General features: G+C 57.8%; 19 protein-coding genes. 11 read left to right on the top strand and 8 right to left on the bottom strand.

The window, feature by feature from the left end; translation table 11 throughout:
- The 8 genes from GOV53_RS04070 to GOV53_RS04035 form a co-directional block, all read right to left on the bottom strand.
- Positions 1-4,128, bottom strand: coding sequence for a non-ribosomal peptide synthetase (locus GOV53_RS04070; RefSeq protein WP_170464402.1), 4,128 nt, complete (start codon positions 4,126-4,128; stop codon positions 1-3).
- Positions 4,115-4,366 (bottom strand): acyl carrier protein, encoded by a 252-nt coding sequence (locus tag GOV53_RS04065; protein ID WP_170464401.1) that lies wholly within the window; start codon positions 4,364-4,366, stop codon positions 4,115-4,117. Before GOV53_RS04065 ends, GOV53_RS04070 begins: the two co-directional genes overlap by 14 nt.
- Complete coding sequence (locus tag GOV53_RS04060) at positions 4,347-5,852, bottom strand: amino acid adenylation domain-containing protein (protein WP_170464400.1); 1,506 nt, start codon at positions 5,850-5,852, stop codon at positions 4,347-4,349. Before GOV53_RS04060 ends, GOV53_RS04065 begins: the two co-directional genes overlap by 20 nt.
- Entirely contained in the window at positions 5,852-7,102 is a 1,251-nt protein-coding gene (locus GOV53_RS04055; protein ID WP_170464399.1) for a HupE/UreJ family protein, read from the bottom strand. The genes GOV53_RS04060 and GOV53_RS04055 overlap by 1 nt, the downstream gene beginning before the upstream one ends.
- The gene (locus GOV53_RS21470) at positions 7,089-8,261 is read right to left on the bottom strand and encodes an acyl-CoA dehydrogenase family protein (RefSeq protein ID WP_170464398.1); all 1,173 of its coding nucleotides are present in this window, start codon (positions 8,259-8,261) and stop codon (positions 7,089-7,091) included. Before GOV53_RS21470 ends, GOV53_RS04055 begins: the two co-directional genes overlap by 14 nt.
- Before the next feature lie 200 nt (positions 8,262-8,461).
- Positions 8,462-9,775: a nucleotide disphospho-sugar-binding domain-containing protein gene (locus GOV53_RS04045; RefSeq protein ID WP_170464397.1), complete on the bottom strand. Its 1,314-nt coding sequence runs from the start codon at positions 9,773-9,775 to the stop codon at positions 8,462-8,464.
- 59 nt (positions 9,776-9,834) lie between these two features.
- On the bottom strand, positions 9,835-10,728 hold the full coding sequence (locus GOV53_RS04040; RefSeq protein ID WP_170464396.1) for an amidohydrolase family protein: 894 nt from the start codon (positions 10,726-10,728) through the stop codon (positions 9,835-9,837).
- Complete coding sequence (locus GOV53_RS04035) at positions 10,725-11,726, bottom strand: ester cyclase (RefSeq protein WP_170464395.1); 1,002 nt, start codon at positions 11,724-11,726, stop codon at positions 10,725-10,727. Before GOV53_RS04035 ends, GOV53_RS04040 begins: the two co-directional genes overlap by 4 nt.
- A 158-nt stretch (positions 11,727-11,884) precedes the next feature.
- Here GOV53_RS04035 and GOV53_RS04030 point away from each other — a divergent pair, with 158 nt between their 5' ends.
- From GOV53_RS04030 to GOV53_RS03980, 11 genes are all read left to right on the top strand, one after another.
- A complete protein-coding gene (locus GOV53_RS04030; RefSeq protein WP_170464394.1) occupies positions 11,885-12,931 on the top strand; it encodes an ABC transporter ATP-binding protein in 1,047 nt (348 codons plus the stop codon).
- 97 nt (positions 12,932-13,028) lie between these two features.
- Positions 13,029-14,273, top strand: a complete 1,245-nt coding sequence (locus tag GOV53_RS04025) for an ABC transporter substrate-binding protein (protein ID WP_170464393.1) — start codon at positions 13,029-13,031, stop codon at positions 14,271-14,273.
- 67 nt (positions 14,274-14,340) lie between these two features.
- Positions 14,341-15,372 carry a carbohydrate ABC transporter permease gene (locus GOV53_RS04020; RefSeq protein ID WP_170422279.1) on the top strand — a complete coding sequence of 344 codons (1,032 nt, stop codon included), beginning with the start codon at positions 14,341-14,343 and terminating at the stop codon, positions 15,370-15,372.
- A gap of 9 nt (positions 15,373-15,381) precedes the next feature.
- Complete coding sequence (locus tag GOV53_RS04015; RefSeq protein ID WP_170422277.1) at positions 15,382-16,263, top strand: carbohydrate ABC transporter permease; 882 nt, start codon at positions 15,382-15,384, stop codon at positions 16,261-16,263.
- Between the two features lie 135 nt (positions 16,264-16,398).
- Entirely contained in the window at positions 16,399-16,929 is a 531-nt protein-coding gene (locus GOV53_RS04010; protein ID WP_170464392.1) for an ester cyclase, read from the top strand.
- An 11-nt stretch (positions 16,930-16,940) separates the two neighbouring features.
- Positions 16,941-18,272 (top strand): histidinol dehydrogenase, encoded by a 1,332-nt coding sequence (gene hisD / locus GOV53_RS04005; protein WP_170464391.1) that lies wholly within the window; start codon positions 16,941-16,943, stop codon positions 18,270-18,272.
- Complete coding sequence (locus GOV53_RS04000) at positions 18,269-19,321, top strand: ester cyclase (protein WP_170464390.1); 1,053 nt, start codon at positions 18,269-18,271, stop codon at positions 19,319-19,321. Before hisD ends, GOV53_RS04000 begins: the two co-directional genes overlap by 4 nt.
- A 1-nt stretch (position 19,322) precedes the next feature.
- Positions 19,323-20,090: an SDR family NAD(P)-dependent oxidoreductase gene (locus GOV53_RS03995; RefSeq protein WP_170464389.1), complete on the top strand. Its 768-nt coding sequence runs from the start codon at positions 19,323-19,325 to the stop codon at positions 20,088-20,090.
- Positions 20,090-21,109, top strand: coding sequence for a LacI family DNA-binding transcriptional regulator (locus GOV53_RS03990; protein WP_170464388.1), 1,020 nt, complete (start codon positions 20,090-20,092; stop codon positions 21,107-21,109). The genes GOV53_RS03995 and GOV53_RS03990 overlap by 1 nt, the downstream gene beginning before the upstream one ends.
- A complete protein-coding gene (locus GOV53_RS03985; protein ID WP_170464387.1) occupies positions 21,106-22,095 on the top strand; it encodes a nuclear transport factor 2 family protein in 990 nt (329 codons plus the stop codon). The genes GOV53_RS03990 and GOV53_RS03985 overlap by 4 nt, the downstream gene beginning before the upstream one ends.
- A gap of 151 nt (positions 22,096-22,246) precedes the next feature.
- Positions 22,247-23,209 carry a cupin gene (locus GOV53_RS03980; protein WP_170464386.1) on the top strand — a complete coding sequence of 321 codons (963 nt, stop codon included), beginning with the start codon at positions 22,247-22,249 and terminating at the stop codon, positions 23,207-23,209.
- The last annotated feature ends 2 nt before the right edge of the window (positions 23,210-23,211 follow it).

Below are 23,211 nucleotides of genomic sequence, written 5' to 3'. Positions count from 1 at the left end.
TCAGCTCAATGCCTCCGTGATGCTTGAAAGGTCATCGTCGTCCAGATCGATCAGCGCCTCATTTTCACCTTCGGCAGATGTGGTGGCGGGCAGGTGATCGGCATGCTCTGCCAAGGCGCGAATGGTCCGGTATTCAAACAGGGACGTGGCCGGCAGGGGCAGTCCGTTTTCATTGGCTTTAACCGCGATCTCGATGGCTGTCAGGCTGTCGACGCCAAGATCGAAAAAGTCCTGGGTCACGCTGACGCGAGATGCGCCGAGCGCTGTCGCCAGAATGCTGGCCAGGCGCTGTTCCATTTCATTTCTGGGGGCAACGAAATCCGCATCGTCTCGCCCGCGGCTTCGCCCTTTGGGAAGTCGGGAAGGATCGACCTTACCGTTGGTATTCAGCGGCATATCCGGAAGAACAAACACCGAGTCCGGCAACATCGCGCGTGGGAAATGCGCCTGCAATGCCTCCCAGACATCCTGTTCTGTAAAGCCTTGACCCGCCACATACACGCTGAGGTTTTGTGGTGTGACAGGTTCGTCAAAACCAATCTCCTCAAGGATCGCTTCGACCCTCTGGGTATCGATTTCGTCATTCAACTCGTCCAGAGCCTGCGCGCGCGTTTTGTGGCCCATGCGTACGTCCCAGGAATAGGGCAGGGCATAGTTGTGATACCCCTCGCGGGACTTGTGCAAGTAGATGCCGGCATCGTTGATCAGACAATTGGTCGAACGTCCTGTATCAGCCGGTCGCTGCCACGCAGTGCGGGTATCGAGAAAGTCGTAAATCTCGGACACGGGGACATCAATATAGCGGTAGATGTCCAACACTTCGACCCGGTTCAGGAAGTCGCCGTCCTTCAGGTCTTCGGTTTCCAAAAGCCTGGACAGCTCATCATCTTCTGCGTGATAGGCTTTGCGCGCCTTGGTGACCATGTCATCCAGCTGCTCACAAGTGGGGGCTGCGTTTCGGAACAAGTCCGGGGTCAGGCGCGTTTCAAAGAACTGTCCTCGGGACAGACCTGTGACAACCAAGGGCGCACCTTCGGACAGGGCCGTGCGAAAAGCCAGAGTGTAGAGCGCCTTGAAGCACCCCTGGCACACGTTGGAATGCGCTTTCAGACTGTCGACAAAAATCTGGTTCATCTTGTCCGTGCTGAGATAGCGATGATCCCAGCCCAGGTCTTTGACAACCCTTTGAATATTGGTCTTCGACTGTTCTGAGATATAGCCGTTGTCCAGTGTCACGGCCAAAACGCGAGAGGTGTAGTCGGCCAGCCGGTAAGCCGCATAGGTGCTGTCTTTGCCGCCGCTTAGCATCATCACGGCGTCGTAGCCTCCGCGACGTGTCTCGGCTGCACGCGTGATCTGGCTTTGCAGAGCGGGTTCGTCGCGGAAATAGGCCTGGGCGCGATCCTTGTAGCTTTCGAACTCTGCGCATACTCCGCATAAGTCATCATCTGCAAATTCAACACCGGGTACGGCATCGGTCAGACCGCAGGTTCGGCACTGTTGGGTGCTACCCAAATCTGAGGTCGGGTGCCCAAATGACACATGAACGGCATTCACACCGGGGATTTGGCGTAGCACGCGATCAAACTCGGCAGTTTCGAACCGGATACCACCAATCTTGATCTGCTGATCCGCGCGGCCAAGGTAGTCAAAGCTGCCGTCGCGGTTGATCCGACCGATGTCACCGCTGCGATAAACTTTCCCTTGGATCGCTTTCGGATCGTCCAGGAACTTTGCTGCGGTTTTGGATAGATCACCCAAATAGCCTTCGGCCAACCGACCACCGATCACGATTTCGCCGGTTACACCGATGGGGCATAGGTTCATGCCCGCGTCTCGAACACTGATTGAGACTCCATCTGCGGGGATTCCAATCTGAACCGAGGCTTTGGTGTCTGCGGCGGGATCAAAGGCGTGGTGCATTGCGCCGACCACTGCTTCGGTCGGGCCGTATTCGTTGATAAGCTTCAGGGACGGGGACAGGACCTTAGCCGCCATAAGGCAGAGTTGCGACGTCAGGTTTTCGCCACCCAGCACAAGCGTTTGAATACGCTCAACCGGACGGCCCTGCTTGCAGGCCAGCGCCAAGTGCGACGGGGTTAGCTTTACCACATCCACCGCGTCCTCGGCGAACACATCCAGCACGGCAAGATCGGGGTCTGCACGCTCGGGGTATACGTGGATCGTGCCGCCGCTGATCAACGGCGCGAACAGAGAGGTTAGCGTTAGATCGAACGAGATCGACGAAAAGAACGCGTAGGACGGGGCGGGGGTGTCGCCGAACGTATCGGCGGCCCAGTGGATGTATCGCGACAGCTCGGCATGGCTGACCTCAACCCCCTTAGGCACACCGGTAGAGCCAGAGGTGAACAGGACGTAAGCCCGTTCGCTCCCTTGCGGTGGCGAGACATCCAGTGGGTCTTCCGACGTTGCCGTTGCTGCGGTCAAAATCTGGCAAGGGAATGTGCGGTCATCCTGTGGGGCGACAAATACCGCTGCGGCCTCGGCGCTTCTGATGATCTGATCGACCCGCGCAAAAGGCGTGTTAGCGGCAATTGGGACAAAGTTGCACCCGGCCTTAAGGATACCCAGTACGACCTGCACAAATGCAGTCGAACGGGGCATGTGGACGGCGATTGATGATCCCCGTGCGATGCCCAAGGCTGCAAGATAGGATGCGACCCGGTCACTCTGCGCATTGAGTTGCGCGTAGGTAATCTGCTGGTCGGCCTGACACATCGCAAAGGTATCTGGTGTCTTGGCGACCTGAGCGGCAAAAGCCTCAAGCACCGTGGAAGGCAAATCTTCAGGCTCTGATGGCCCAAAAACGATGGCCTGATCCTGCGCGCACGCAGCCATATCCACTGCATCTAGGGGCGTTTCCGGGGCCTCAAGGGTGGCCGCCAAAACTCGCGCAAAGTGGTGTTGGACATGCTCGGGGTCAACTGCTTCCAAGATTTCATCGTGGACATCCAGATACAGTTGCGGCTTGCCGTCGCCTCTGAAATCCGTAATGTGCAATCGCATGGCATGGGCGGCGTCGTGCGCACCGCTGTGCAGCCACTGAACATCAGCTGGATGCCCGGCAATGTCCGGGAATTCAGCTTGAATGTAGTTGCACACGGCGCTGATGGCCGACGTGTCCATGGCCGCGACGGCACCGGGCTTTGCCTGCCGAAGAAACGCTCCGAGCGCAGTCTTTACCTTTGCATGTAGGTCCAAAATCGGTTCATCAGGGCTGATTTCCACGATAAAAGGCAAAACTTCGACAAATGGCCCCATGGTCTTTTTGTCTTGACCTGTCAGCCGGTTATGAGAGGGCAGGCCGATGGTGATCTGATCATCCCCCGTGACCCTGTGCAGATACCCAAGATAGGCGGTCAGGTAGATCGCCAGTTTCGACAGGTCAGAGGTGAACAGACGGAACTCGGGTCGTTCGGTTGCATTGTCGAGTTTCTGAGCAGTGTCGGCATCCAGCGGCACGGGAAGGCGTTGGGAATATCCTCTGCGCTTGGCTGCACTTCCGTAAGGAGCGGTTGGGGGATGCGGAGTTGCGACCGGGATCGGGTCCGACTTTGGGGTCGGCAGGCGGTCAAAAAAGCGTGGAAGAGGATCGGCCCGGTATATCTCGTCCTGCATCAAGGCCGAATACCGGCGAGAGACATGATCAAACAAAAGCGCGCCGGATTGCGCGTCGCACAGGATGTGATGCTGGCAGAGAGCCCAGACCCAGTGCGTATCGGATAGCTTGATCAGTTGGCTGCGCAGTGGCTCGCGTTCCAGATCAAACGCGGCTTGTGTCCATGATTTAAGGTGCTCGTGCAGCGATGCCGCTGGTTCTGCAGATTGGCTGAGGTCGATGTGCTCCAACAGATCATCCGGCATCGCCTGCGCGACCTGATAAGGCCCGTCCGGCCCTTCGCGAAACACAGCGCGCAGGATCTCATTGTCCTGCACCGCCCCTTGGAATGCCTTTTTAAACAGGTCGGGATCCAAGTCGAGCTGTAGTTCAAACCGCCAAGCCATGTTGTAGATCGGCATATCCGGTTGCAGGCGATGACCCTTCCAGAACCTGAGCTGACTTTCGGATAGATGATACGACTGACCAGACATGTCAGGCACGACCATCGGCATATCTGGAAATTGCTGTGATCGAGCAGAGATTTTCTAGGGTCACATCTTCGAAGGGAATCTCAATCCCGTAGGTTTGTTCGATGAACGAAACCAGCGACATGACACCCAGCGAGTCGACCATGCCACTCAGCAACAGCTCTTCATCATCCGAAACCGTTTGGCCGCCCAGCAAAGTACCGTGCACGTAACTGCGGACAGCCTGGCGTTGTGTTTCATGCTGCGTGTTGTTCATCGTCTTTCCCTGTAAGCTTTGCCCGATCTATCTTGCCCGTCGACGTGCGCGGCATATCTGCTAGCCACGTGATGTGATGCGGCACGGCATAGCGGGGCAGGATGCCTTGGATGTGGGACCGCACATCTACAACGTCCTCGGGCGTGCCACCTGTTACAAAGGCGCGGATTTCGTCACTGACCACGACTGCAACTGCTTCGGTAACCGTGGGCGCGTTAACCAGTGCCAGTTCGACTTCGTCCAACTCGATCCGAAAACCTCGGAGCTTGATCTGACGATCCTTGCGGCCGATCAAAATCAGTCCCTTGTCGGGCACACGGCGCACGATGTCACCGGTCCGGTAGAATCTGCGGGTAACGCCGTGCGTGTCGGGCAAAGTACAGAACGATGCGTCGGTCAGGTTTGGCGCGTTCCAGTATTCCAGCATGACCTGATCTGCGGCGATCAATAACTCTCCTGTTTCGGCATCCTCTGCTTCAGTACCAATACGCGCGGTCACGCCAGTGTCTGGGTGGCCGATTGGAATTGGGCTTGTCCCGTCCAGATCTGCATGCGTCAGCTTGGCCGTGGTGCAGTGATTGGTTTCGGTCGGGCCATAGGCATTCAGGAAGATAGCGTTTGGGGTGTACTGGGAAAACGCCTTCAACGCGGCAGGGGGCATTTTCTCACCGGCGAACATAACGACCCGCAAGCCCCCGAGATCGCGGCTGTCCAGCGCGCCGCGTTCGACCATTTGGATCAGGGCATGGGGGACCGAATACCAAACGGTGATCTTCTCGTGTTCTGTAAGCTCGGAAAGGGTTGCGGGCAGTTTTGCGTGCATTTCAGGGATGATCACCGCGCAAGCACCAGCTTGGGCCGTGCTAAAAATGTCGAAAATCGACATATCGAAATGCACAGGCGTGTGGTGGCTGACCCGGTCCGAGGCGCGCAACCCGCATAAATCGGCAGCCATCTTCGCGTAAACCAGGCCACTCTTGTGCGTATGGACAATGCCTTTTGGCGTTCCGGTAGTGCCAGACGTCATCAGGATGTAAGCCGGGTCCTGTTCGTCTCTTTGCGGGATCGGCAATATCCGCGGGTCGGCTGGCAAAGGTTCAGAGATGTCCAGTAGTTGAACTTCGGGTACTGCGTCAGAAAACTTTGGCAGTCGGACCGTATCAGTCAGGACCATCTTGGGCGAAGCTGCGGACAGTTGGGCCAAGGCGCGCTCGGCCGGGGCTGCAGGGTCAATCGGTACGTAAGTCCCTCCGACGCGAAGGATCGCATAGATCGAGGCGATGGTTTCCACGCTTTTGATCGAACAGATGACCACTCGGTCTCCTCGACCGATGCCCCGATCCAGCAGGGCGTGTGCGATCTTGTCTACATGGCCGTCGAGTTCTGCGTAGGTCGTAGCACGACCCAGCATCCGGACCGCGGCAGCGTCGGGTGTCGTTTGCGCATTGTGCCTGAGCGCGTCATCCAGAAACACCGCCTTCTCCATCACTGGATCACCGAGGAAGCAGTGGCTGCGACTTGTGGGAACCAGCCAATGGTCCGATCAAGGAACCAAAGGACCGATACTGCGATCAGGGCAATCGAACCAAATTGCAGAAAGACGACTCGATAGGCGGTCAGGCGACGCAAGATGAAGAAGATTGGGAACAACACCATAACTACGGCGAGCTGCCCGATCTCGATCCCGATGTTGAACGTGGCCAATCCCGTCGCTTTGCGAGAGGCGTCCAACCCAAGTGGTTCCAGCACATTAGCAAAGCCGAACCCGTGGAAAATGCCGAACAGAATGGCCAGTTTCCAGACGCTTGCGTGAAAGCGAGGGATAAGGTTGCCCAACGCCACTGCGGCGATAGACAGGGCGATAACAGCTTCGACCAGGGTCACGGGAAGGGTGATGATTCCGAAGGTCGCAAGGCTCAGCGCGATGGTATTGGCGATGGTAAAGAGCGTTACGACCTTGACGGCTTGCCACAGGCTGTCACGGATACTGTCCGAGGGCACCCAATGGTCGTTGTCAATCCGCATAACTGCGGCCAGCAGAAGCGTCACCAAAAACAGCAGGTGGTCAAACCCCAGCCAGATGTGCCAGACACCATATTCAAAGAAAGAGCGCGCAATATCCTTGATCGGTTCGTCGTTCAGATAAAGGTCTTTCGTGCCGTCCCCGGGCGCGAAAACCAGCGAGATATAGGCCTCGTTCTCATCCATCCCGTTTCGGCTGTTACTGCCGATCAACGCAAAGCCGCGATGGCCGGGATCGACATCCAGCAAGCCGTCATAGGATATCTGGATCGTGGTCGGAGTTCTGTCGACGTCAAGCACGTTGAAATGAAACTGTGCGAAGGTGTCGATGGACGAGCCAAAGAAGGTGATGTCGTCGAAGTCTATCTGGTAGGGTTGGTCGTTGGCGGACAACTGCAACCGATCTTTGAAATAGTCGAAGAACGCGGTTTGCGTCGCGCGCACTTCATCCTCTGTCAGCGCGTTTTCGACCTGAGGCAGACCTTGCTGAATTCGGGCGAGGTCGGTCAGTGTGACTTCGATGCGGCCGCTCAACGTGTTTTCTGTCACGTCGAAATAGACATAGGTCTCATTGACCCTGTGGGCGTATGCCGGAGTGGCGAGGGCCGTCAAAAAGAAGGTACAAAGCCAGAGAAACAGCGCTGCCAGACCCATTGTCATGGGGGTTCTGCGAGGCGCTGGGCAGGCCATGATCTTGCATTCAGTTACTGCCATTGGTCCCGTCTCCAACTTTTTGGGGTTGGGGTCTTTGCCCAAGCTCCATCTTTGCAATGATCTCGCGCTGAATGTCCGAGGTGCCGGAATAGATGACGCCGCCCAGGGCATCGGTCACGTCAGCGCTGGAATTCGATCCCTTAAGGTATCCGCGCCCGCCAAAGGTACGCATCGCGTCGATGCTAGAACTCAGGCAGGCCTCGGAAATGTGCAGGTTCGCCATGGCTGCAAACTGGCTGAGCGGCTGGCTTGAGTCATAAAGCTGGGCTGCGCGCGCCAGCATCAGTTCGCAGGTTTCTAGGCGAACACGCATATCTGCAAGGCGGTTTGAAACCGACTGAAACGCAGAGATGGGTTTGCCGAACTGATGCCGCGACGCGGCGAACTCAACGCATTCCGCCAATTGACGGCGCATCGCCCCGACCTGAGCGGTCAGGATAAAACAACGCTCCCAGTCGAGCGTTGTTTGAATGATGTTGGCCCCTGCGCCCTCTGGTCCGATCCGGCGTGTTTCGGGTATCCAGCAGTCGCGGAATTCCAACTGGCCGATTGGGGATGTGTTCAGCCCCAGCTTTTCCTTCCGATCGCCCCGCAGGAACCCCGGATCGTTGGCGGTCACAACGAAGGCCGATAGGCCCCACCGCCCTTTGTCCGGGTCGGTTTGGGCGAAGACGATCGCGAAATCGCAAATCGGTCCCATCCCGACAAACGACTTGTGCCCGTTCAGCACATACCCGCCGTCTTTAGGGGCGGCTGTAGTGGTCAGGGACAGCGCATCAGACCCCGAGGCGGGCTCGGTCAGGGCAAAGGCTCCGATCAGGTCGCCGGCTAATAGGCGCGGGATGTAGTGCTGGCGGATTTCAGGGCTTGCAAACCCAAGTAGTGGTTTTTGGATGGTCAGGACGTGGGAAAGAACGGCCATCGCGAACCCGCCATCCGAACAGTGCTCGCCAAAATCAAGCATGTCTTCGACAAGTTCGCTGGCATTATCCCCTGATCCTCCGTCTGAGGAGGGCACCAGATAACTGAACAGGCCACTTTGACCCGCGGTATGCCATAAATCGCGTAGGTTCTCAGGTTGGGGATCACGGATTGTGTTCGCAAAGGTTCGGACGGCCCGGCTGCGGTCGCGATCAGTATGTCTTGTCGTCTGGTCCACTGTCGTTCGTATTCAGTTGCGCATGTAATCGTTACGCAAACAGAACCGCAGCGGATCACAATATTCAGTGTTACCGATGCGTTGTGCGTGTCGTGTGTGGCCGCAAGGACAAACAGATCGTCGCAAATAGGCAAGCTGAACTGATCTGAGTTACATTAGTTTTTTTGCTTAATATTTTGATTTTAAATAAATTTATGAATTTATTTATCGATGAAGTTCCGCAAGATATTGGCCAAGCTCGCCGCACCTGTCTCTGCAACGCATGCGGCCTGCAGTGCTTTGCAGTTTTCCTTGTAGCCTGGATCACTTAGCAGAGACTGGATGTCAGATTCGATCTGATCCGGTGTATCCGTTTGTCGACCTGCGCGGCCGATCCCGTGGAAAATGGCCCTGGCAGCACTGCCTTGCTGGTCGTTGACATGTGGGTAAAGCAAAACTGGGGTTGCAGCCTCAACCGCCTCAGCAAAACCACCCGTGCCACCATGCATGATGGCCAGATCAGCATGGTGCATCAGCTCTTGCTGAGGAACCCAAGCCACCACTTCGACATTGGGTGGCAGGCCTGTCAGGGAATCGTCTTCCCATTTGCGTCCAGCCGCGAAAAGGAACTGCCATTCCGGGTGCTTGCGGGCGACGGCCCATAGACTGGATAGAAGGCCGCTTTTGGGGTGCATCATCGTGCCGAACCCAACAAAGATGCGTTTTTTGCCATCCGGGGCGGAACAAAACCTTGCAACCGCATCGTGGTCGTGGGGTTTTTCTGGTCGATCCTGCAGGATCATCGATCCCAGATATGCGAAACCCGGATACAAGCGCGTGGGCAGGTCGAGGGCCTTGGGCAGCAACAGCGCGGTGGGAATTCGGTAAGTCCAGGGCATTTGCCAGCAGAGTAGTCTGCGCTTTTGTGCGAGGGGGACGCCAAGGCGTCTGGCCAGCTCACGCAGGGCGGCGCTGTATTCCGCCTCTCCGTACCTGTATCTGTTGCACAGGCGTTTCCTGAGCTTCCATAGAAGGAAACTGGTCCAAATCAGCAAGACACCGATGCGACTGCCGCGCAGGCCAACGCCCGGATGGGCGCGCTTATTCAGCGGTGGGGCGCGAAGGCCAGGGGGAGACAGAAACATATTGCTGAACTGAGCCGTAGGAAGGCCCTGGGACAGCCCGACCAGAATTTGGGCATGAAGCTCGCAGTCGACAAAAAGGGCGTCGGGTTGAAAACCGGTCAACGCATCGGCGAAAGCCTCTGCACCCAGCGCGTCAACAGCTGCATCCTTCCGCTGTTTTGCGGTCAGGCCCTTCATCTCTTCCCGCGTCAGGAGCGGAGCAAAGGCGTCGACGCGCGGTTCGGGAGTTTCGATATGTTGCAGGTCGCAATGCAAAATCAACCCGCGCGCGGCGCAAGGTGCGAACACTCCGACCTCGTACCCAAGCGACTGGGCGCGCTTGGCAAATTCCAATGCGCTGCTGAGCGGGCTGGCCACTCCACTTGAGACTATCGCTAAACGTTTCGCCATCGTTCGCATCACGTGGCCTAGATAGCGCTCAGGTCAAGGCGGAGTTTTTAGGAACCTCTCTAGTCTGCTTGCGGCAACTGCAGGTCATAAAACCGCGCTGCCGTGTCTTGGAACACAGCCTGGTGCGCCTTGACCGGGACCAGATCGCGATACGCGTCTGCCAGAGTGGCGTAATCGCTATACAACTTATCGACCGGGAAATTTGATCCGAACATGACCCGGTCTGGGCCAAACTGATCAAGGCAGGTTTCGATGATCGGACGGATACTGTCTGGTGTCCATGTGTGGTCGAACATACCCAACCCTGACAGTTTGCACGTCACATGGGGCAGGGCGGATAGTGCACGCAGGTGCTGCGCCCAGTCTCGTAGCCTTTCGGGGCTGTGGTCATGTGGTGATCCCGCATGGCATAAGGCGATCTGGGTCTCTGGCGCCTGTGCAAGAACCCGAGCGGTTTTCTCCATCAGTTCCGGGATGATTTGCAAATCAAAGCTGAGGCCGCGACGGCCGGCCTCTTGCAGGCCTGTCACAAACGCCGCGCTGTCCAGCAGGGTATTTGTCCCCGTCTGCGCGTCCTCGCCGGGCGCGCGCCCGACAATCTGGCGCAGGCCTCGCACGGTGGTGAGGCTCTGAAACGTATCCAGTTGCGCGGAAAGGTTCGCTGAGGTCAGATCGCAGAACACAACCTGTGCCATCGGCCAATCACGATTGGCATCGGCGACAGACTGCACCCAGCGGGCTTCGTCCAGTCCGCTTTCGGCCCCAACCTGAATATGCACCGAGGCGCGCACGCCGCAGGGTTCAGCCTCGGACCGGAACTCATCCAGCAGATAGTTTCGCTGGATTGGAGTGGGATCCCCAAAAAATCGCTCGACCCCGCGCGCCATCAGCCAAGGATAGCTTACGGCGTTCAGGTCCCAAAGGTGGTGATGCGCGTCGATCCATTGGGTCATGTCCTAGGTACCTCGGCCATGCGGGCCAGAATATCGACGCCTTGCTGTTTCCAGAAATGCAGCAGGTCGATGAAGATCCAGTTTTCGGCCAGTTTGTCGCCGTCGCGGCGGTAAATGTCGATCACACGGAACTCACCGGGTTTGTCGGTTGCAGGCATGCCCATGAAGCCGCCGGTGGGGCGGGCAGTGAAGTTGGGCCAACCAAAGAAGCCGCCATAGTGCCCCTCGGCCATACGGCAGATATGTCCCGTTTTCGACCGATCGGTGAACGAGGCACGGAACGGGCCAGCATGTTGTTTGGCATAGCGTTCGATTGTGTAGGTCGCGCCGATTCCAGTCGGTCCCCACCAGAGCATGTCTTCGTGCCAGGTGCGCCGCAGCTCATCCTCAAGGCTCAGGCCGCTGTTCCACTGACCCAGATCTGAAATCATCGCGTTGATTGCGGCCAATGTTCGATCGGCCTCCTCAGCGGGCTGAGACGTGAACATCAACCCGTCATGGGTCATGGGCCCCGGCTGAACCAGCTGTGCAGCGGTTTGCGGAGGGAACGGCTGCAGACCGGCCTGCATCATGAGATGCGGAATATCGAAATACATCGCGGTTTCAGTGATCTTGCCGTTCTCGACCTTGTGGAACTCGCAATACCGAAGAAAGGCCAGTTTGCCCGTTGGTGCGATCCCCAGCCAGGGAGTGTCGAACAGGCCCATCAAGTGACCCATCGACGCCACCCACACCGAATCGAACCCGTCCATCTCATTGGTTCCGGCCATGAACACGTCCATGCGGCGTTGCAGGCGGGTCAGGCTTTTCCTAAGCGGGGTCCAGAAATTCTGCGCTACGGCCTCTGCGCCGCGCTGTTCGTCAAAGGGATGAAAACCGCGCCACAAATAGTCTGGCGCGCAATGATCCGCGATTGCACTGGCGATGGACGATTCTTGTGCCTTGTCGAGTGCGTCATAGAAATCCAGGACGACCTTCTTTTCGGCTTCATAGGACATTTTGTTTTTCTTTCAGGGCATTAACCGATTGTGCGCATTGCTTTGCAAGATGAATGTAGGCGATTTGCATGCGCATGCAAAAAATTCTTGCCAGATGTTCCTTATGATGTCTATGCTTTTGCAAACGTATGCATTGTGCGTGCGGCAGGGAGGACAGAATGGCCGAGATTCAACTTCGCAATGTTGGAAAGCGTTGGGGCTCGTTTGTTGGGGTCGACAATTTCGACCTTACAATTTCTGACAAAGAGTTTCTGGTGCTTCTTGGCCCGTCCGGCTGTGGAAAAACCACCACGATGCGCATGATCGCGGGGCTCGAGGATGCCAGCGAAGGCGACATTCTGATTGACGGTCAACGCGTTAACGACATGGAACCCAAAGACCGCGATGTGGCGATGGTGTTCCAGTCTTACGCCCTGTACCCGAACATGAACGTCTATGAAAACATCCGGTTCCCGCTGAAAGTTCGGGGCATTGACCCCTCGACGCATGACGAAAAAGTACGTCGCGCTTCGGCCATGGTTGAACTGGATGACTTTCTGCACCGTAAACCGGCTGAACTGTCGGGCGGTCAGCGGCAGCGGGTTGCACTGGCGCGTGCTATCGTGCGCGAACCGAACGTCTTTTTGATGGACGAACCGCTGTCGAACCTTGACGCCAAGCTGCGCGTTTCGACACGCGCCCAGATCAAGAACCTCAGCCACGAACTGGCCGTCACCACGATCTATGTGACCCACGACCAGATCGAAGCGATGACTCTAGCCGACCGCGTGGTCGTGATGAAAAGCGGTGTTGTTCAGCAGGTTGGCAGCCCGACCGAGATTTATGACACGCCCGCCAACACCTTTGTCGCCAGCTTCATTGGCAACCCGGCGATGAACCTGATGGAAGGCGAAGTGCAGGGCGGCACCTTCACCGCGAAGAACGTCGAGATTTCCGGCGTGAACGCACCCGACGGTCCCATGACACTGGGCTTCCGGGCCGAGGATGCCACATTGGCCGCCGAAGGACAGGGCCAGATCAACGCGCCGATCTACACCCAGGAATTGCTGGGCGACGCGACCATGATTTCCGTCCGCGTGGGCGGAGCACTGGTGTCCGTGAAAGCCGACAAAAACTACCGTGCCGAAATTGACGACATGGTGTCGATCTCGGTTCCCAGCGAGATTTGTCATCTGTTTGACGGTCAGACCGGACAACGGATCTGACATTTCCCCCGCTCAATCACCGGGGAAAAGCCCCGGGATCAAACCCACTGCGTGTAAGGGGCGCGCAACCAAAACTCAAAGAAACAGGGAGACTGAGATGTTTCTGAGAAAGCTAGCAACCGTAACGACCTTTGTGGGTCTGATGGGATCGGCCGCTTATGCCGCCAATTGTGGTCCGGAAGGTCAATCCATCCGCATTCTGGCCAGCGACTTCCCGGCGATCCACGCCGTCGCGGGCGCGGCAGAAGCCAACTGTGCAGGCGGCGCGTCGGACTTTGCAACCAACCACACGACCGAGGCACGTTCGATTATGAACGCAGCTCTGACGCCGAACCCGTCCGAGTATTCCTCGGTCATTCTGGCAAACGCGACCCTGACCCAGCTGATGAATGACGGTCTGGTCCGCCCGCTGAATGATCTGGTTGAGAAATACGGCGAAAACATCTCGCCGAACCTGCTGATCACCATCGACGGCAATGTTATGGCTGTGGCGTTCATGGCGAACTCTCAGCACCTCTTCTCGCGCAAGGACATCCTTGAGCAAGCCGGTTTCGAGGGTATCCCGGCGACTTATGAGGAAGTGATCGAGGCTGCGAAAATGATCCGCGAGGCGGGTATCATGGAGCATCCGATCGTTATCAACATGCAGACCGGTTGGAACCTCGCCGAAGTCTTCAACATGATCTACCTCGGTCATGGCGGCGAGTTTTTCGAGCCCGGTTCGGCGGAACCTTCGATCAACAATGAAAAAGGTCTGGCCGCGCTGGAAACCATGAAGGCGATTGCCGAATACGCGCATCCCGACCATCTGACACACGCATCGAATGAAACGCAGGGCCTGTGGGAATCCGGCCAGGCCGCTTTGGGTGTCATGTGGGGGTCACGCGGCGCGCCGATCCTTGATGACGAAGGATCGACCGAAGAGGTGACATCGAACACCGTTCTGTCCGGTGCGCCGACCGTAGGTGGCGGTTCGATCCCATCGGCTACTCTATGGTGGGATGGCATCTCCATTGCCTCCAACGTTTCGGACGAAGAAGCCGAGGCGACTTTTGCGGCCCTCGTCAGCGCTCTGACACCTGAAATGGTTTCGGCGAACAACGATGATGCCGTTTGGCTACTGGATGGCTTTACCCCCGGACCGGCTGCGGCAGGTGTTGCCCAGACCGCGCAAGGTGGGGCCAAGCCTTATCCGATGATCCCGCAAATGGGCTTGCTGCACGCGGCACTTGGCACCGAACTGTCGGATTTCATCAAAGGTGACGAGAGTGCCGAACAGGCACTGGCGGATGTTGAATCTGCGTACAGAACGTCGGCCAAAGAAGCCGGGTTCCTTCAGTAAATCTCCCCGACTGAGGGGGCTGCACTTGGCCCCCTCTCTTTTCGGATATTAGATCGGGACATCCGCTATGAAGCACCGTACCTTTTTCTGGTTCATTCTGCCGACGCTCTCCGCGATGATCCTGTTTATCGCGCTGCCCATTGTCTCGGTCTTTGTCCAATCGCTTTTTGTCGAGCACGAGCAGGTTTTGGTTGTGACCGAAAACTGCGGCCCTTTCGGATGTACCGAGTCGACTGCGGTTGATGTTGAAGCAACCGAAAAACTGCGCGCTGATCAGCCGCTTGGCCAATTCAACGGGCTTGGGACATATGCCAACCGTTCGCATCTGGCCTTCTCTGAGGTGGGTGAGGCATGGTCCAGCTCCGCGTCGTTCGGTGAGTTCTGGGGCAAGGTCTACAATCTGCCGTTCTATAGCGCGCTGGCGTTCACGCTGGCCTACACCGCGGTTGTCACCCCGCTGGTTCTGATCCTTGGTATGGCCATCGCTGTTGGCGTCAATAACTTGCCCGGTATGCTCAAGGGGTTGGCGATCTTCATTTCGCTTCTGCCCTTTCTTGTCACACCGCTTGTCGGCTCGCTGATCCTGTTTTGGATGGTCGACAGCGATGGCGTGATTGGGGCCACCATTCAACGCATATTCAATGATCCATCCCTCAGCCTTAAGGCTTCGACCGCGCTGACCTGGACGATGTTGATGGTTTATGGCGTCTGGCACACCCTGCCGTTCAGTTTCATCACCTTCTACGCAGGTCTTCAGACCGTGCCCGAAGACACGATGGAGGCAGCCCAGATCGACGGTGCCAGCAAATGGCAGCGCATGATCCACGTGGTAGTTCCGCACCTGATGCCCTTGGTATCGTTCGTGACGCTGATGCTGATCATGGACAACTTCCGAGTGTTCGAGCCGATCGTAAGCTTCAAGGCCGAGGCGCATGCTCAGTCGCTCAGCTGGATCATCTACAATGACCTGCGCGAAAGCGGCAATCCGCTCTATGCATCTGCGGGTGCAACCTCGCTGATCACCATTATCCTTGTGATCATCCTGATGATGCCCGTGCTGATACGCACATGGCGCGACTTCACCCGCAAATCTCACTGAGGACACGACATGGCGACCAACGCACAATCCCGCATGACCCCGCTCAAGCTGTTCTCTTATGGCTTTGTTGCAGTTTGGCTCATTATCGCAGCATTCCCATTCTTCTGGACGTTCTGGGGCAGCTTCAAAGTGCAGGCTGACTTTTTGTCCAAGGCCGATTGGATGAACGCGCTGCGGGGCACAAACACAATCGAACAAACCGGCAGCGCCTTCACCGGTGCGGGTTACTACGGCGCCTGGGTGCTTGAGGATTTTTGGTTCAATTTCAGAAACACCGGGATTGTGGTGTTCTGTACCGTTGTCATCTCGCTGACCTTTGGGACGCTCGGTGGTTATGCGCTCGCCAGATCCGGCTTCCGCTATGCCTTCTGGATTTTGATGGCTGCTCTGGTGTTCCGCGCCATGCCGCATATCACACTGGTCTCCGGCTACCTGCTGCCGTTCTTCGAGTGGAACGTCTGGGGCATTCTGCCGACCACGATCATCGTGTTGGTTGCGATCAACCAACCGTTCACGCTGTGGATGCTGCATTCGTTCTTCAAGAATATCCCGAAAGACATGGATGAAAGCGCAATGGTCGATGGCTGCACCCGGTTCCAGGCGTTCTGGCATGTGATCGTTCCGGTCATGTGGCCGGGCGTGATTACCACCGGCCTGTTCAGCTTTTTGCTGGCCTATAACGACTTTGCCGTTACGGCGATGCTGCTGAGTGCAGACAACGAAACCATCATTCCGGCCATCAACAGCTTTATGGGCACCACCCAGGTCGAAGGCAAAGTGATGTACGCGGTTGCCGCCGTGGTCTCGACCACCGCGCCGCTGTTCGTGCTGATCCTGTTCTTCCAGCGCCAGATTGTCAGCGGTCTGACTGCAGGGGCGGTGAAAGGCTGATGAGCGCTTCTGCCCGACATAATGCCATTGGGCGCCACCCGGCGCTCAACCGGATGCCGAGGGATTTTCTGTCTGAGACTTAAGCCGCTCTGAAAAACAGAAAATTCCTCAAGCATCAGAACAAGGACGAAAATCATGAAGGGTTCACGCCCCGAACAGGCCGTGCTGACCAAAGACACGGATATGAGCAAAACCGAAGAAACCCGAGCGGTTATCGAGGGGATGGTCGATGGATTGAACGACCACCGCATCGACGACATTGGCGAGTTCTTCTCGCAGGGGTTCCGCTGGCTGGGTAACCAGGGCTGTGGAACAAAGACCGGGTTGGAAGAGTTTCAGAACAACTGGCAACGCCCGTTTCAGGCCGCGTTTTCCGACAAGACCTGCATCGACGAAGCGCGCCTGTACATGGGCGAATGGGCCGCGGCGTTTGGCCGGCAAGAGGCCACTCATTCGGGCGAGTTTCTGGGTATTGCGCCCACCGGTAAACGGGTCGAGATCCGATACATGGACTTCTGGAAAGTCGTCGACGGCAAGATCGTCGACAACTGGGTGAACGTCGACTTCGCCCACGTCGCAGCGCAGCTGGGCGTGGACGTATTCAACGGCGAAGGCTGGGAAGCATTTGACCGGGGCGAAAAAACACCGCCCCGGCCCGACAACTGAGGAATAGGACAATGGCAATCGACTATCTCAAACGCGGCAAACCCGAGGCCGACCGGGCCGAGGATGATGCCAAAACCCGCGCCGTCGTCGAGGCGACGCTGAAGGATATCGAGGCTCGCGGTGATGCGGCCGTGCGTGAGTTGTCGGAGAAGTTCGACAACTATTCGCCCGACAGCTTCCGCCTGAGCCAGCAGGAAATTGATGATCTGATCGCCTCGCTCAGCGACCGCGAGCTGGCGGACATCAAGTTCGCACAAGAGCAGGTGATGAACTTCGCCCAGGCTCAGCGTGACTCGATGCTGGATATCGAAATCGAAACGCAGCCTGGCGTGATCCTTGGCCACAAGAACATCCCGGTGCAGTCCGTCGGCTGCTATGTTCCGGGCGGTAAGTTCCCGATGGTAGCCTCGGCTCATATGTCCGTTGCCACGGCCAAAGTGGCGGGTGTTCCGCGCATCATTGCGTGTACACCTCCGTTTCAAGGTAAGCCCAATGCGGCTGTGATTGCCGCGATGCATCTGGGCGGCGCGCATGAGATTTACGTCATGGGTGGCATTCAGGCCGTCGGCGCAATGGCGATTGGCACGGAAACGATCAAGCCGGTCCATATGCTTGTCGGACCCGGCAACGCCTTTGTCGCCGAGGCCAAGCGTCAATTGTTCGGACGCGTGGGCATTGACCTGTTCGCTGGCCCGACCGAAACCATGGTGATCGCTGATGAAACCGCCGCCGACGCTGAGCTGTGTGCGACGGATCTGCTGGGGCAGGCCGAGCACGGGTATAACAGCCCCTGCGTGCTGCTGACCAACTCGCGCAAACTGGCCGAGGCCACTCTGGGCGAGATCGACCGCATTCTGGGTATTCTGCCGACTGCTGACACCGCAAAGGTCAGCTGGGAAGAGTACGGCGAGGTGATCGTCTGCGACACCTATGACGAAATGCTTGAGGTGGCTGATGACATCGCCTCAGAGCATGTGCAGGTGATGACAGACCGCGACGACTGGTTCCTAGAAAACATGACCTGCTATGGCGCGTTGTTCCTTGGTCCGCGTACCAATGTCGCGAATGGCGACAAGGTGATCGGAACAAACCACACGCTGCCGACCAAAAAGGCCGGTCGCTACACAGGTGGTCTCTGGGTAGGTAAGTTCCTGAAAACACACAGCTACCAGAAAGTTCTGACCGACGAGGCGGCGACCATTATCGGCGAATACGGCTCACGCCTGTGTATGCTCGAAGGGTTTGTTGGGCACGCCGAGCAATGCAACGTCCGCGTCCGTCGCTATGGTGGAATCAACGTGCCCTACGGCGAAGCCGCACCATATCGCGAGGCCGCAGAATGAGCGACGTCCATACGGCCAACAAGGCGCTGATCGCGCCGCTTCGGGCCGCAATGTATGACTTTGATGCGGTCCGTGTGCAGGCTGCGTTGAAGGGGGCCATCGCCTCGGATGCCGTGGTGCATATGCCGCATCCGTTTGGCGATCTGACCGGTCCGCAGGAATTGTACGATACGTGTTATGCTCCGCTGTTGAAGGCTATGCCTGATCTCGAGCGTCGTGACTGGATCGTCATGGGCGGACGCACCGAGCATGGCGGCGACTGGATCGGATGTGGTGGGCACTACATCGGTACATTTGTAGCGCCATGGCTGGATATTCCGCCGACCGGGCATCTGACCCACATGCGGTTCCACGAGTTCTATCGTATCGAGGACGGCCAGGTCGTCGAGATTCAGACGCTTTGGGATATCCCCGAAGTCATGATGCAGGCGAATGCCTGGCCGATGGCCCCGTCTTTGGGGCTGGAGTTCTGCATTCCCGGGCCCGCGACGCTGGACGGCATCGTGCCCGGTCCATGGGACGAGGCCAAATCTCAGGCCTCATGCGACCACATTGTCGAGATGCTCAATCACCTCAAAAAGCACCCCAGCCAGGGTGGGCCAGAGGTGATGGAGATGGACAAGTTCTGGCATCCGCGCATGAACTGGTACGGGCCCGCGGGCATCGGAACCGGCCGAGGTATTGCGGGTTTCCGCAATTGGCACCAGATTCCGTTCCTCAATGGCATGCCCGACCGCGGCAAATACGTGGACGACATCACCTATCATTTCTTTGGTGATGCCGAATACGCGGCGGTAACCGGCTGGCCCAACATGATCCAGACCGTCACCCATGACGGCTGGATGGGGATTGCGCCCTCGGGGCAGCGGATCACTATGCGGTCGCTGGATTTCTGGCGGTTGGAGAACGGATTGATCCGCGAAAACTGGGTGATGGTTGACCTGCTGGACGCGTACCGGCAACTGGGCGTAGATGTCTTCGCCCGTCTGCGCGAGTTCAACAAAGCTCGTGTAATGGGTGAAATTCCATTCCCGGTCGGCGAGGTCTGATATGCCCCAATTCCCCAGCACCCCAAGTTTCCAACTGAGCGGCAAGCGCGCGTTGATAGCCGGAGCATCCTCCGGCATCGGTATGGCCTGTGCTGTCGCTTTGGCCGAACACGGTGCTGAGGTGACTTTGGCAGCGCGCCGCACTGGCGCGCTGCAAGATATCGCGGACGAGATGAAGGCGCGGGGGTGGGCGGCCAATACGCTTGAGCTCGACGTCTCGGACGTCGACAAAACGGCTGCAGCTGTCGCAGAGAACGGGCCGTTCGACATCTTGCTGAACTCCGCAGGTCTGGCGCGACATGGCAAGGCGATCGAAACGGCGACAGAAGATTTTGACGCCGTGATGGATGTCAACGTCCGTGGTGCGTACTTTCTGACCCAAGCGGTGGCCAAAGGCTTGTTGCAGACAGGTCGGGCCGGATCGCTGATCAACATCTCCAGCCAGATGGGGCATGTCGGCGGGCGGGAAAGGGCGGTGTACTGCGCCTCGAAATTCGCGGTCGAAGGGTTCACCAAGGCGATGGCGCTAGAGTTCGGTCCGGCAAAGATCCGGGTCAACACGATCTGCCCGACCTTTATCCTGACGGACCTGACGCGCGCGACCTTCGATGACCCGGACAAACGCGCCTGGATTCTGGACAAGATCAAACTGGGCCGCCCCGGTGAAATCGAAGACATCATGGGGGCGGTAGTCTATCTCGCTTCGGACGCCTCGGCGCTTGTTACCGGGACAGCGATGATGATTGACGGGGGTTGGACAGCAGACTGATGCCTGGGCAAAAGATCACATCCTTGGACGTTGCCCGTCTGGCCGGGGTCAGTCAATCTGCGGTCAGCCGGGTGTTTACGCCCGGCGCATCCGCTTCCAAGAAAACAGCTGAGAAGGTGCGCAAGGCGGCGGATGAGCTGGGGTACCGACCCAACGTTCTGGCCCGCGCAGTTGTTTCCGGCAAAAGCCGGATCATCGGGTTGGTCGTGGCGTATCTGAACAACCAGTTCTACCCCGAAGCGCTGGAAAAGCTGACAAACGCGCTGCAGGAACGTGGCTATCACGTTCTGGTCTTTATGGCATCGAACTCGGCGCAGAACATCGACAAGGTGGTCGAGGAAATCCTTGATTTCCAAGTGGATGGGATCATTGCAGCGTCGGTGGCGTTGTCCTCGGACCTGTCTGATCGGTGTCAGGCAGCGGGTATTCCGGTGGTGCTGTTCAACCGGGCGCAGGACGATCCGGGGATGTCAGCGGTTTCGTCCGACAATATTGCCGGAGGCCGTAAGGTGGCTGAGTTTCTTCTGGCAGGCGGCCACAAGAAAATCGGGTACATCGCGGGCTGGGAAGGCGCCTCGACCCAGCGGGACCGCGAAGCAGGATTTTTAGCTGCGCTGAACAAAGCGGGCGTCGCGTTGCACGCGCGCGGGGTTGGTGACTTTTCCAGCGAAAAGTCGCGCGAAGCGACCCTCGAGATGTTTGCCTCTGGTCGGCCGGACGCCGTGTTTGTCGCCAACGATCATATGGCGATTGCGGTGATGGATACCCTGAGGTTCGAGTTGGGGCTGAACGTGCCCAATGATGTTTCTGTCGTCGGATATGATGACGTGGCCGTGGCTGCATGGCCCACCTATGACCTGACCACCGTGAGGCAACCTGCCAACCGTATGGTTGCCGAAACTGTGGACATTCTACTGAGCAAAATCGAAGGCCCGGACGTTGGTCCGCGCCGGTTAGAGATCGACGGGCCGCTGATCGTTCGCGGCTCGGCCCGCATACCTGAAGGATGGAAGACATGAAGGGATTTGATCCCAAATTCAAAGACTTTCCCGACTACATTATCGGGATCACCAAAGAGATCTGGGAAGATCGCGGTATCTCGACACTGCATCATTACTACTCGCCCGATATTGTCGTGCGTTCGCCCGCATCGGTGGTGTTGGGCAACCAGAACGTTATTGGCGCAACCATGGCGACGCTGGCCGAGTTTCCAGACCGGCAATTGCTAGGCGAGGATGTGATCTGGTCCGGTACGCCAGAAGAGGGCATGCTGAGCTCGCACCGCATCATCTCGACCGCGACGCATCTGTCGGATGGCGTTTATGGCAAGGCGACGGGGACCGAGCTGCGCTATCGCATTCTCGCCGACTGTCATGCCATCGACAATCAGATCAACGATGAATGGTTGATCCGCGATCAGGGTGCGATTGTCCGCCAGATGGGGTGGGACCCCAAAGACTATGCGGCTGATCTGATCGCGCGTGAGGGCGGGCCGGACAAGTGCGTCAAACCGCTGACGCCAAACACGGACCAGCCCGGCCCCTACAAGGGCAAGGGCAACGACAATGAATGGGGTCAACGCTATGCCGATATCCTAACCCGGATCATGAGCGCGGATATGGCCGCTATCGAAACCGAGTATGACCGTGCGGTTCAATCTGAATACGTCGGTGGCGTGACGGGTCATGGCTGGGATGCCGTCGACCGGTTCTGGATGGGACTGCGCGCAAGTTTCCCGAATGCCGAGTTCAAGATCGAGCACCAGATCGGCCGTGACGACCCGAACATGGCCCCGCGTGCAGCTGTACGCTGGAGCCTGTGGGGCAAGCACGAAGGCTGGGGCGCTTTCGGCGTTCCGACCGGCGCTCAGGTCTATGTGCTGGGCATCAGCCATGGTGAATTCGGTGAGTTGATCGGTGGTCAGCCGCAGCTGCGCCGCGAATACACGCTGTTCGACGAAACATCGGTCTGGAAGCAGATCCTGCTGAAAACCGGCGATCTGTAGAATGCCGCGCCGGGTCTCAAATCTGGATGCGGGGCAGAGGGCGCGGCGGTTTCACACGCATCGCGCCAGCCTGCGCGCCCGGCGGCTGAACAATCGTCCTCCGGGGCTTGGGGTTTGAACCAATCAAACCCCAATCAGAAGGAAAACAGATATGAGCACAATCCAAAGCCGCATCGTCCGCTATGGCGAATTGCAACCCTGCAAAACCGCGTTCATCGACGCGCACACGCCGGGCTCGGATCAGAAAGAGAACTTTACCATTGTCGGTGGAGGCGTTTCGGAAAGCCCCGATCAGCACGTCCACATCACCGACAAGATCGGTTTCAACATCGGCGCAGCCGGACAGCCGCCGAAATGCCGCAACTCGCTGCACAGCCACACAACGGCCGAGGTGTTTTTTGTGGCCAAGGGCCGGTGGCGGTTTTTCTGGGGGCGCTATGGCACGGCGGGAGAGTTCATTGCTGAAGAGGGCGATATTTTCAACATCCCGACGGGCATCTTCCGTGGCTTCGAAAACGTAGGCCAGGACTACGGCATGATCATGTCGATCCTTGGCGGCGACGACGCAGGCGGCGGGGTCACCTGGGCACCGCAAGTCATCGAGGACGCGCAGGCGCATGGCTTGATGCTGGGCAACAACGGCGTGCTCTATGACAGCAAGAAGGGCCAGGAACTGCCACACAACGTGCAGCCGATGCCTCTGCTGACCGAAGAAGAACTGAAGGCTTATCCGGAAGTTCCGGTCGAAAGTGTCATTGGCAAATACGTGGCCCGCTATTGGGACTTGATGGCGCTGTCGTCGAACAAGCCTGCGGTGGTGATCGGTGAAAACGGCCTGATCAAGGATAAACCCGGGTTCGAGGTCGATTTCCTTGGGCGCGGCTCCAGCGTGCCTGATCCGGTGATGGCCGATAAGCCTGTGGTGCTTATGCCCGCCAGCGGCCATTGGCGTATCACGATTGATGACGTGGAAGTCACGCTATCAAATGGGGACACGGCTCTGGTCCTGCCGGGCGAAAGCTACAGCGCCGCGCCGTCCATGACCGGTGATGCGGGGCTGTACCGGATCACCGCAACCGACGATCCCGCCGGGCCGACCTGGACAGGCAGCTAAAA

The organism is Ruegeria arenilitoris (assembly GCF_013035315.1).
Lineage (GTDB): Bacteria > Pseudomonadota > Alphaproteobacteria > Rhodobacterales > Rhodobacteraceae > Ruegeria > Ruegeria arenilitoris_D.
This window is presented reverse-complemented; position numbering and strand designations above follow the sequence as displayed.

Excerpts from the sequence above, each read along its gene's own strand:
- GOV53_RS03990 (WP_170464388.1), top strand. The coding sequence starts at position 20,090 with ATGCCTGGGCAAAAGATCACATCCTTGGACGTTGCCCGTCTGGCCGGG.
- GOV53_RS04000 (WP_170464390.1), top strand. The coding sequence starts at position 18,269 with ATGAGCGACGTCCATACGGCCAACAAGGCGCTGATCGCGCCGCTTCGG.
- GOV53_RS04055 (WP_170464399.1), bottom strand. The coding sequence starts at position 7,102 with ATGGCAGTAACTGAATGCAAGATCATGGCCTGCCCAGCGCCTCGCAGA.
- hisD (WP_170464391.1), top strand. The coding sequence starts at position 16,941 with ATGGCAATCGACTATCTCAAACGCGGCAAACCCGAGGCCGACCGGGCC.
- GOV53_RS04065 (WP_170464401.1), bottom strand. The coding sequence starts at position 4,366 with ATGAACAACACGCAGCATGAAACACAACGCCAGGCTGTCCGCAGTTAC.
- GOV53_RS04070 (WP_170464402.1), bottom strand. The coding sequence starts at position 4,128 with ATGGTCGTGCCTGACATGTCTGGTCAGTCGTATCATCTATCCGAAAGT.
- GOV53_RS03985 (WP_170464387.1), top strand. The coding sequence starts at position 21,106 with ATGAAGGGATTTGATCCCAAATTCAAAGACTTTCCCGACTACATTATC.
- GOV53_RS04025 (WP_170464393.1), top strand. The coding sequence starts at position 13,029 with ATGTTTCTGAGAAAGCTAGCAACCGTAACGACCTTTGTGGGTCTGATG.
- GOV53_RS03995 (WP_170464389.1), top strand. The coding sequence starts at position 19,323 with ATGCCCCAATTCCCCAGCACCCCAAGTTTCCAACTGAGCGGCAAGCGC.
- GOV53_RS04015 (WP_170422277.1), top strand. The coding sequence starts at position 15,382 with ATGGCGACCAACGCACAATCCCGCATGACCCCGCTCAAGCTGTTCTCT.
- GOV53_RS04060 (WP_170464400.1), bottom strand. The coding sequence starts at position 5,852 with ATGGAGAAGGCGGTGTTTCTGGATGACGCGCTCAGGCACAATGCGCAA.
- GOV53_RS04045 (WP_170464397.1), bottom strand. The coding sequence starts at position 9,775 with ATGGCGAAACGTTTAGCGATAGTCTCAAGTGGAGTGGCCAGCCCGCTC.
- GOV53_RS04010 (WP_170464392.1), top strand. The coding sequence starts at position 16,399 with ATGAAGGGTTCACGCCCCGAACAGGCCGTGCTGACCAAAGACACGGAT.
- GOV53_RS03980 (WP_170464386.1), top strand. The coding sequence starts at position 22,247 with ATGAGCACAATCCAAAGCCGCATCGTCCGCTATGGCGAATTGCAACCC.
- GOV53_RS04020 (WP_170422279.1), top strand. The coding sequence starts at position 14,341 with ATGAAGCACCGTACCTTTTTCTGGTTCATTCTGCCGACGCTCTCCGCG.
- GOV53_RS04035 (WP_170464395.1), bottom strand. The coding sequence starts at position 11,726 with ATGTCCTATGAAGCCGAAAAGAAGGTCGTCCTGGATTTCTATGACGCA.
- GOV53_RS04040 (WP_170464396.1), bottom strand. The coding sequence starts at position 10,728 with ATGACCCAATGGATCGACGCGCATCACCACCTTTGGGACCTGAACGCC.
- GOV53_RS04030 (WP_170464394.1), top strand. The coding sequence starts at position 11,885 with ATGGCCGAGATTCAACTTCGCAATGTTGGAAAGCGTTGGGGCTCGTTT.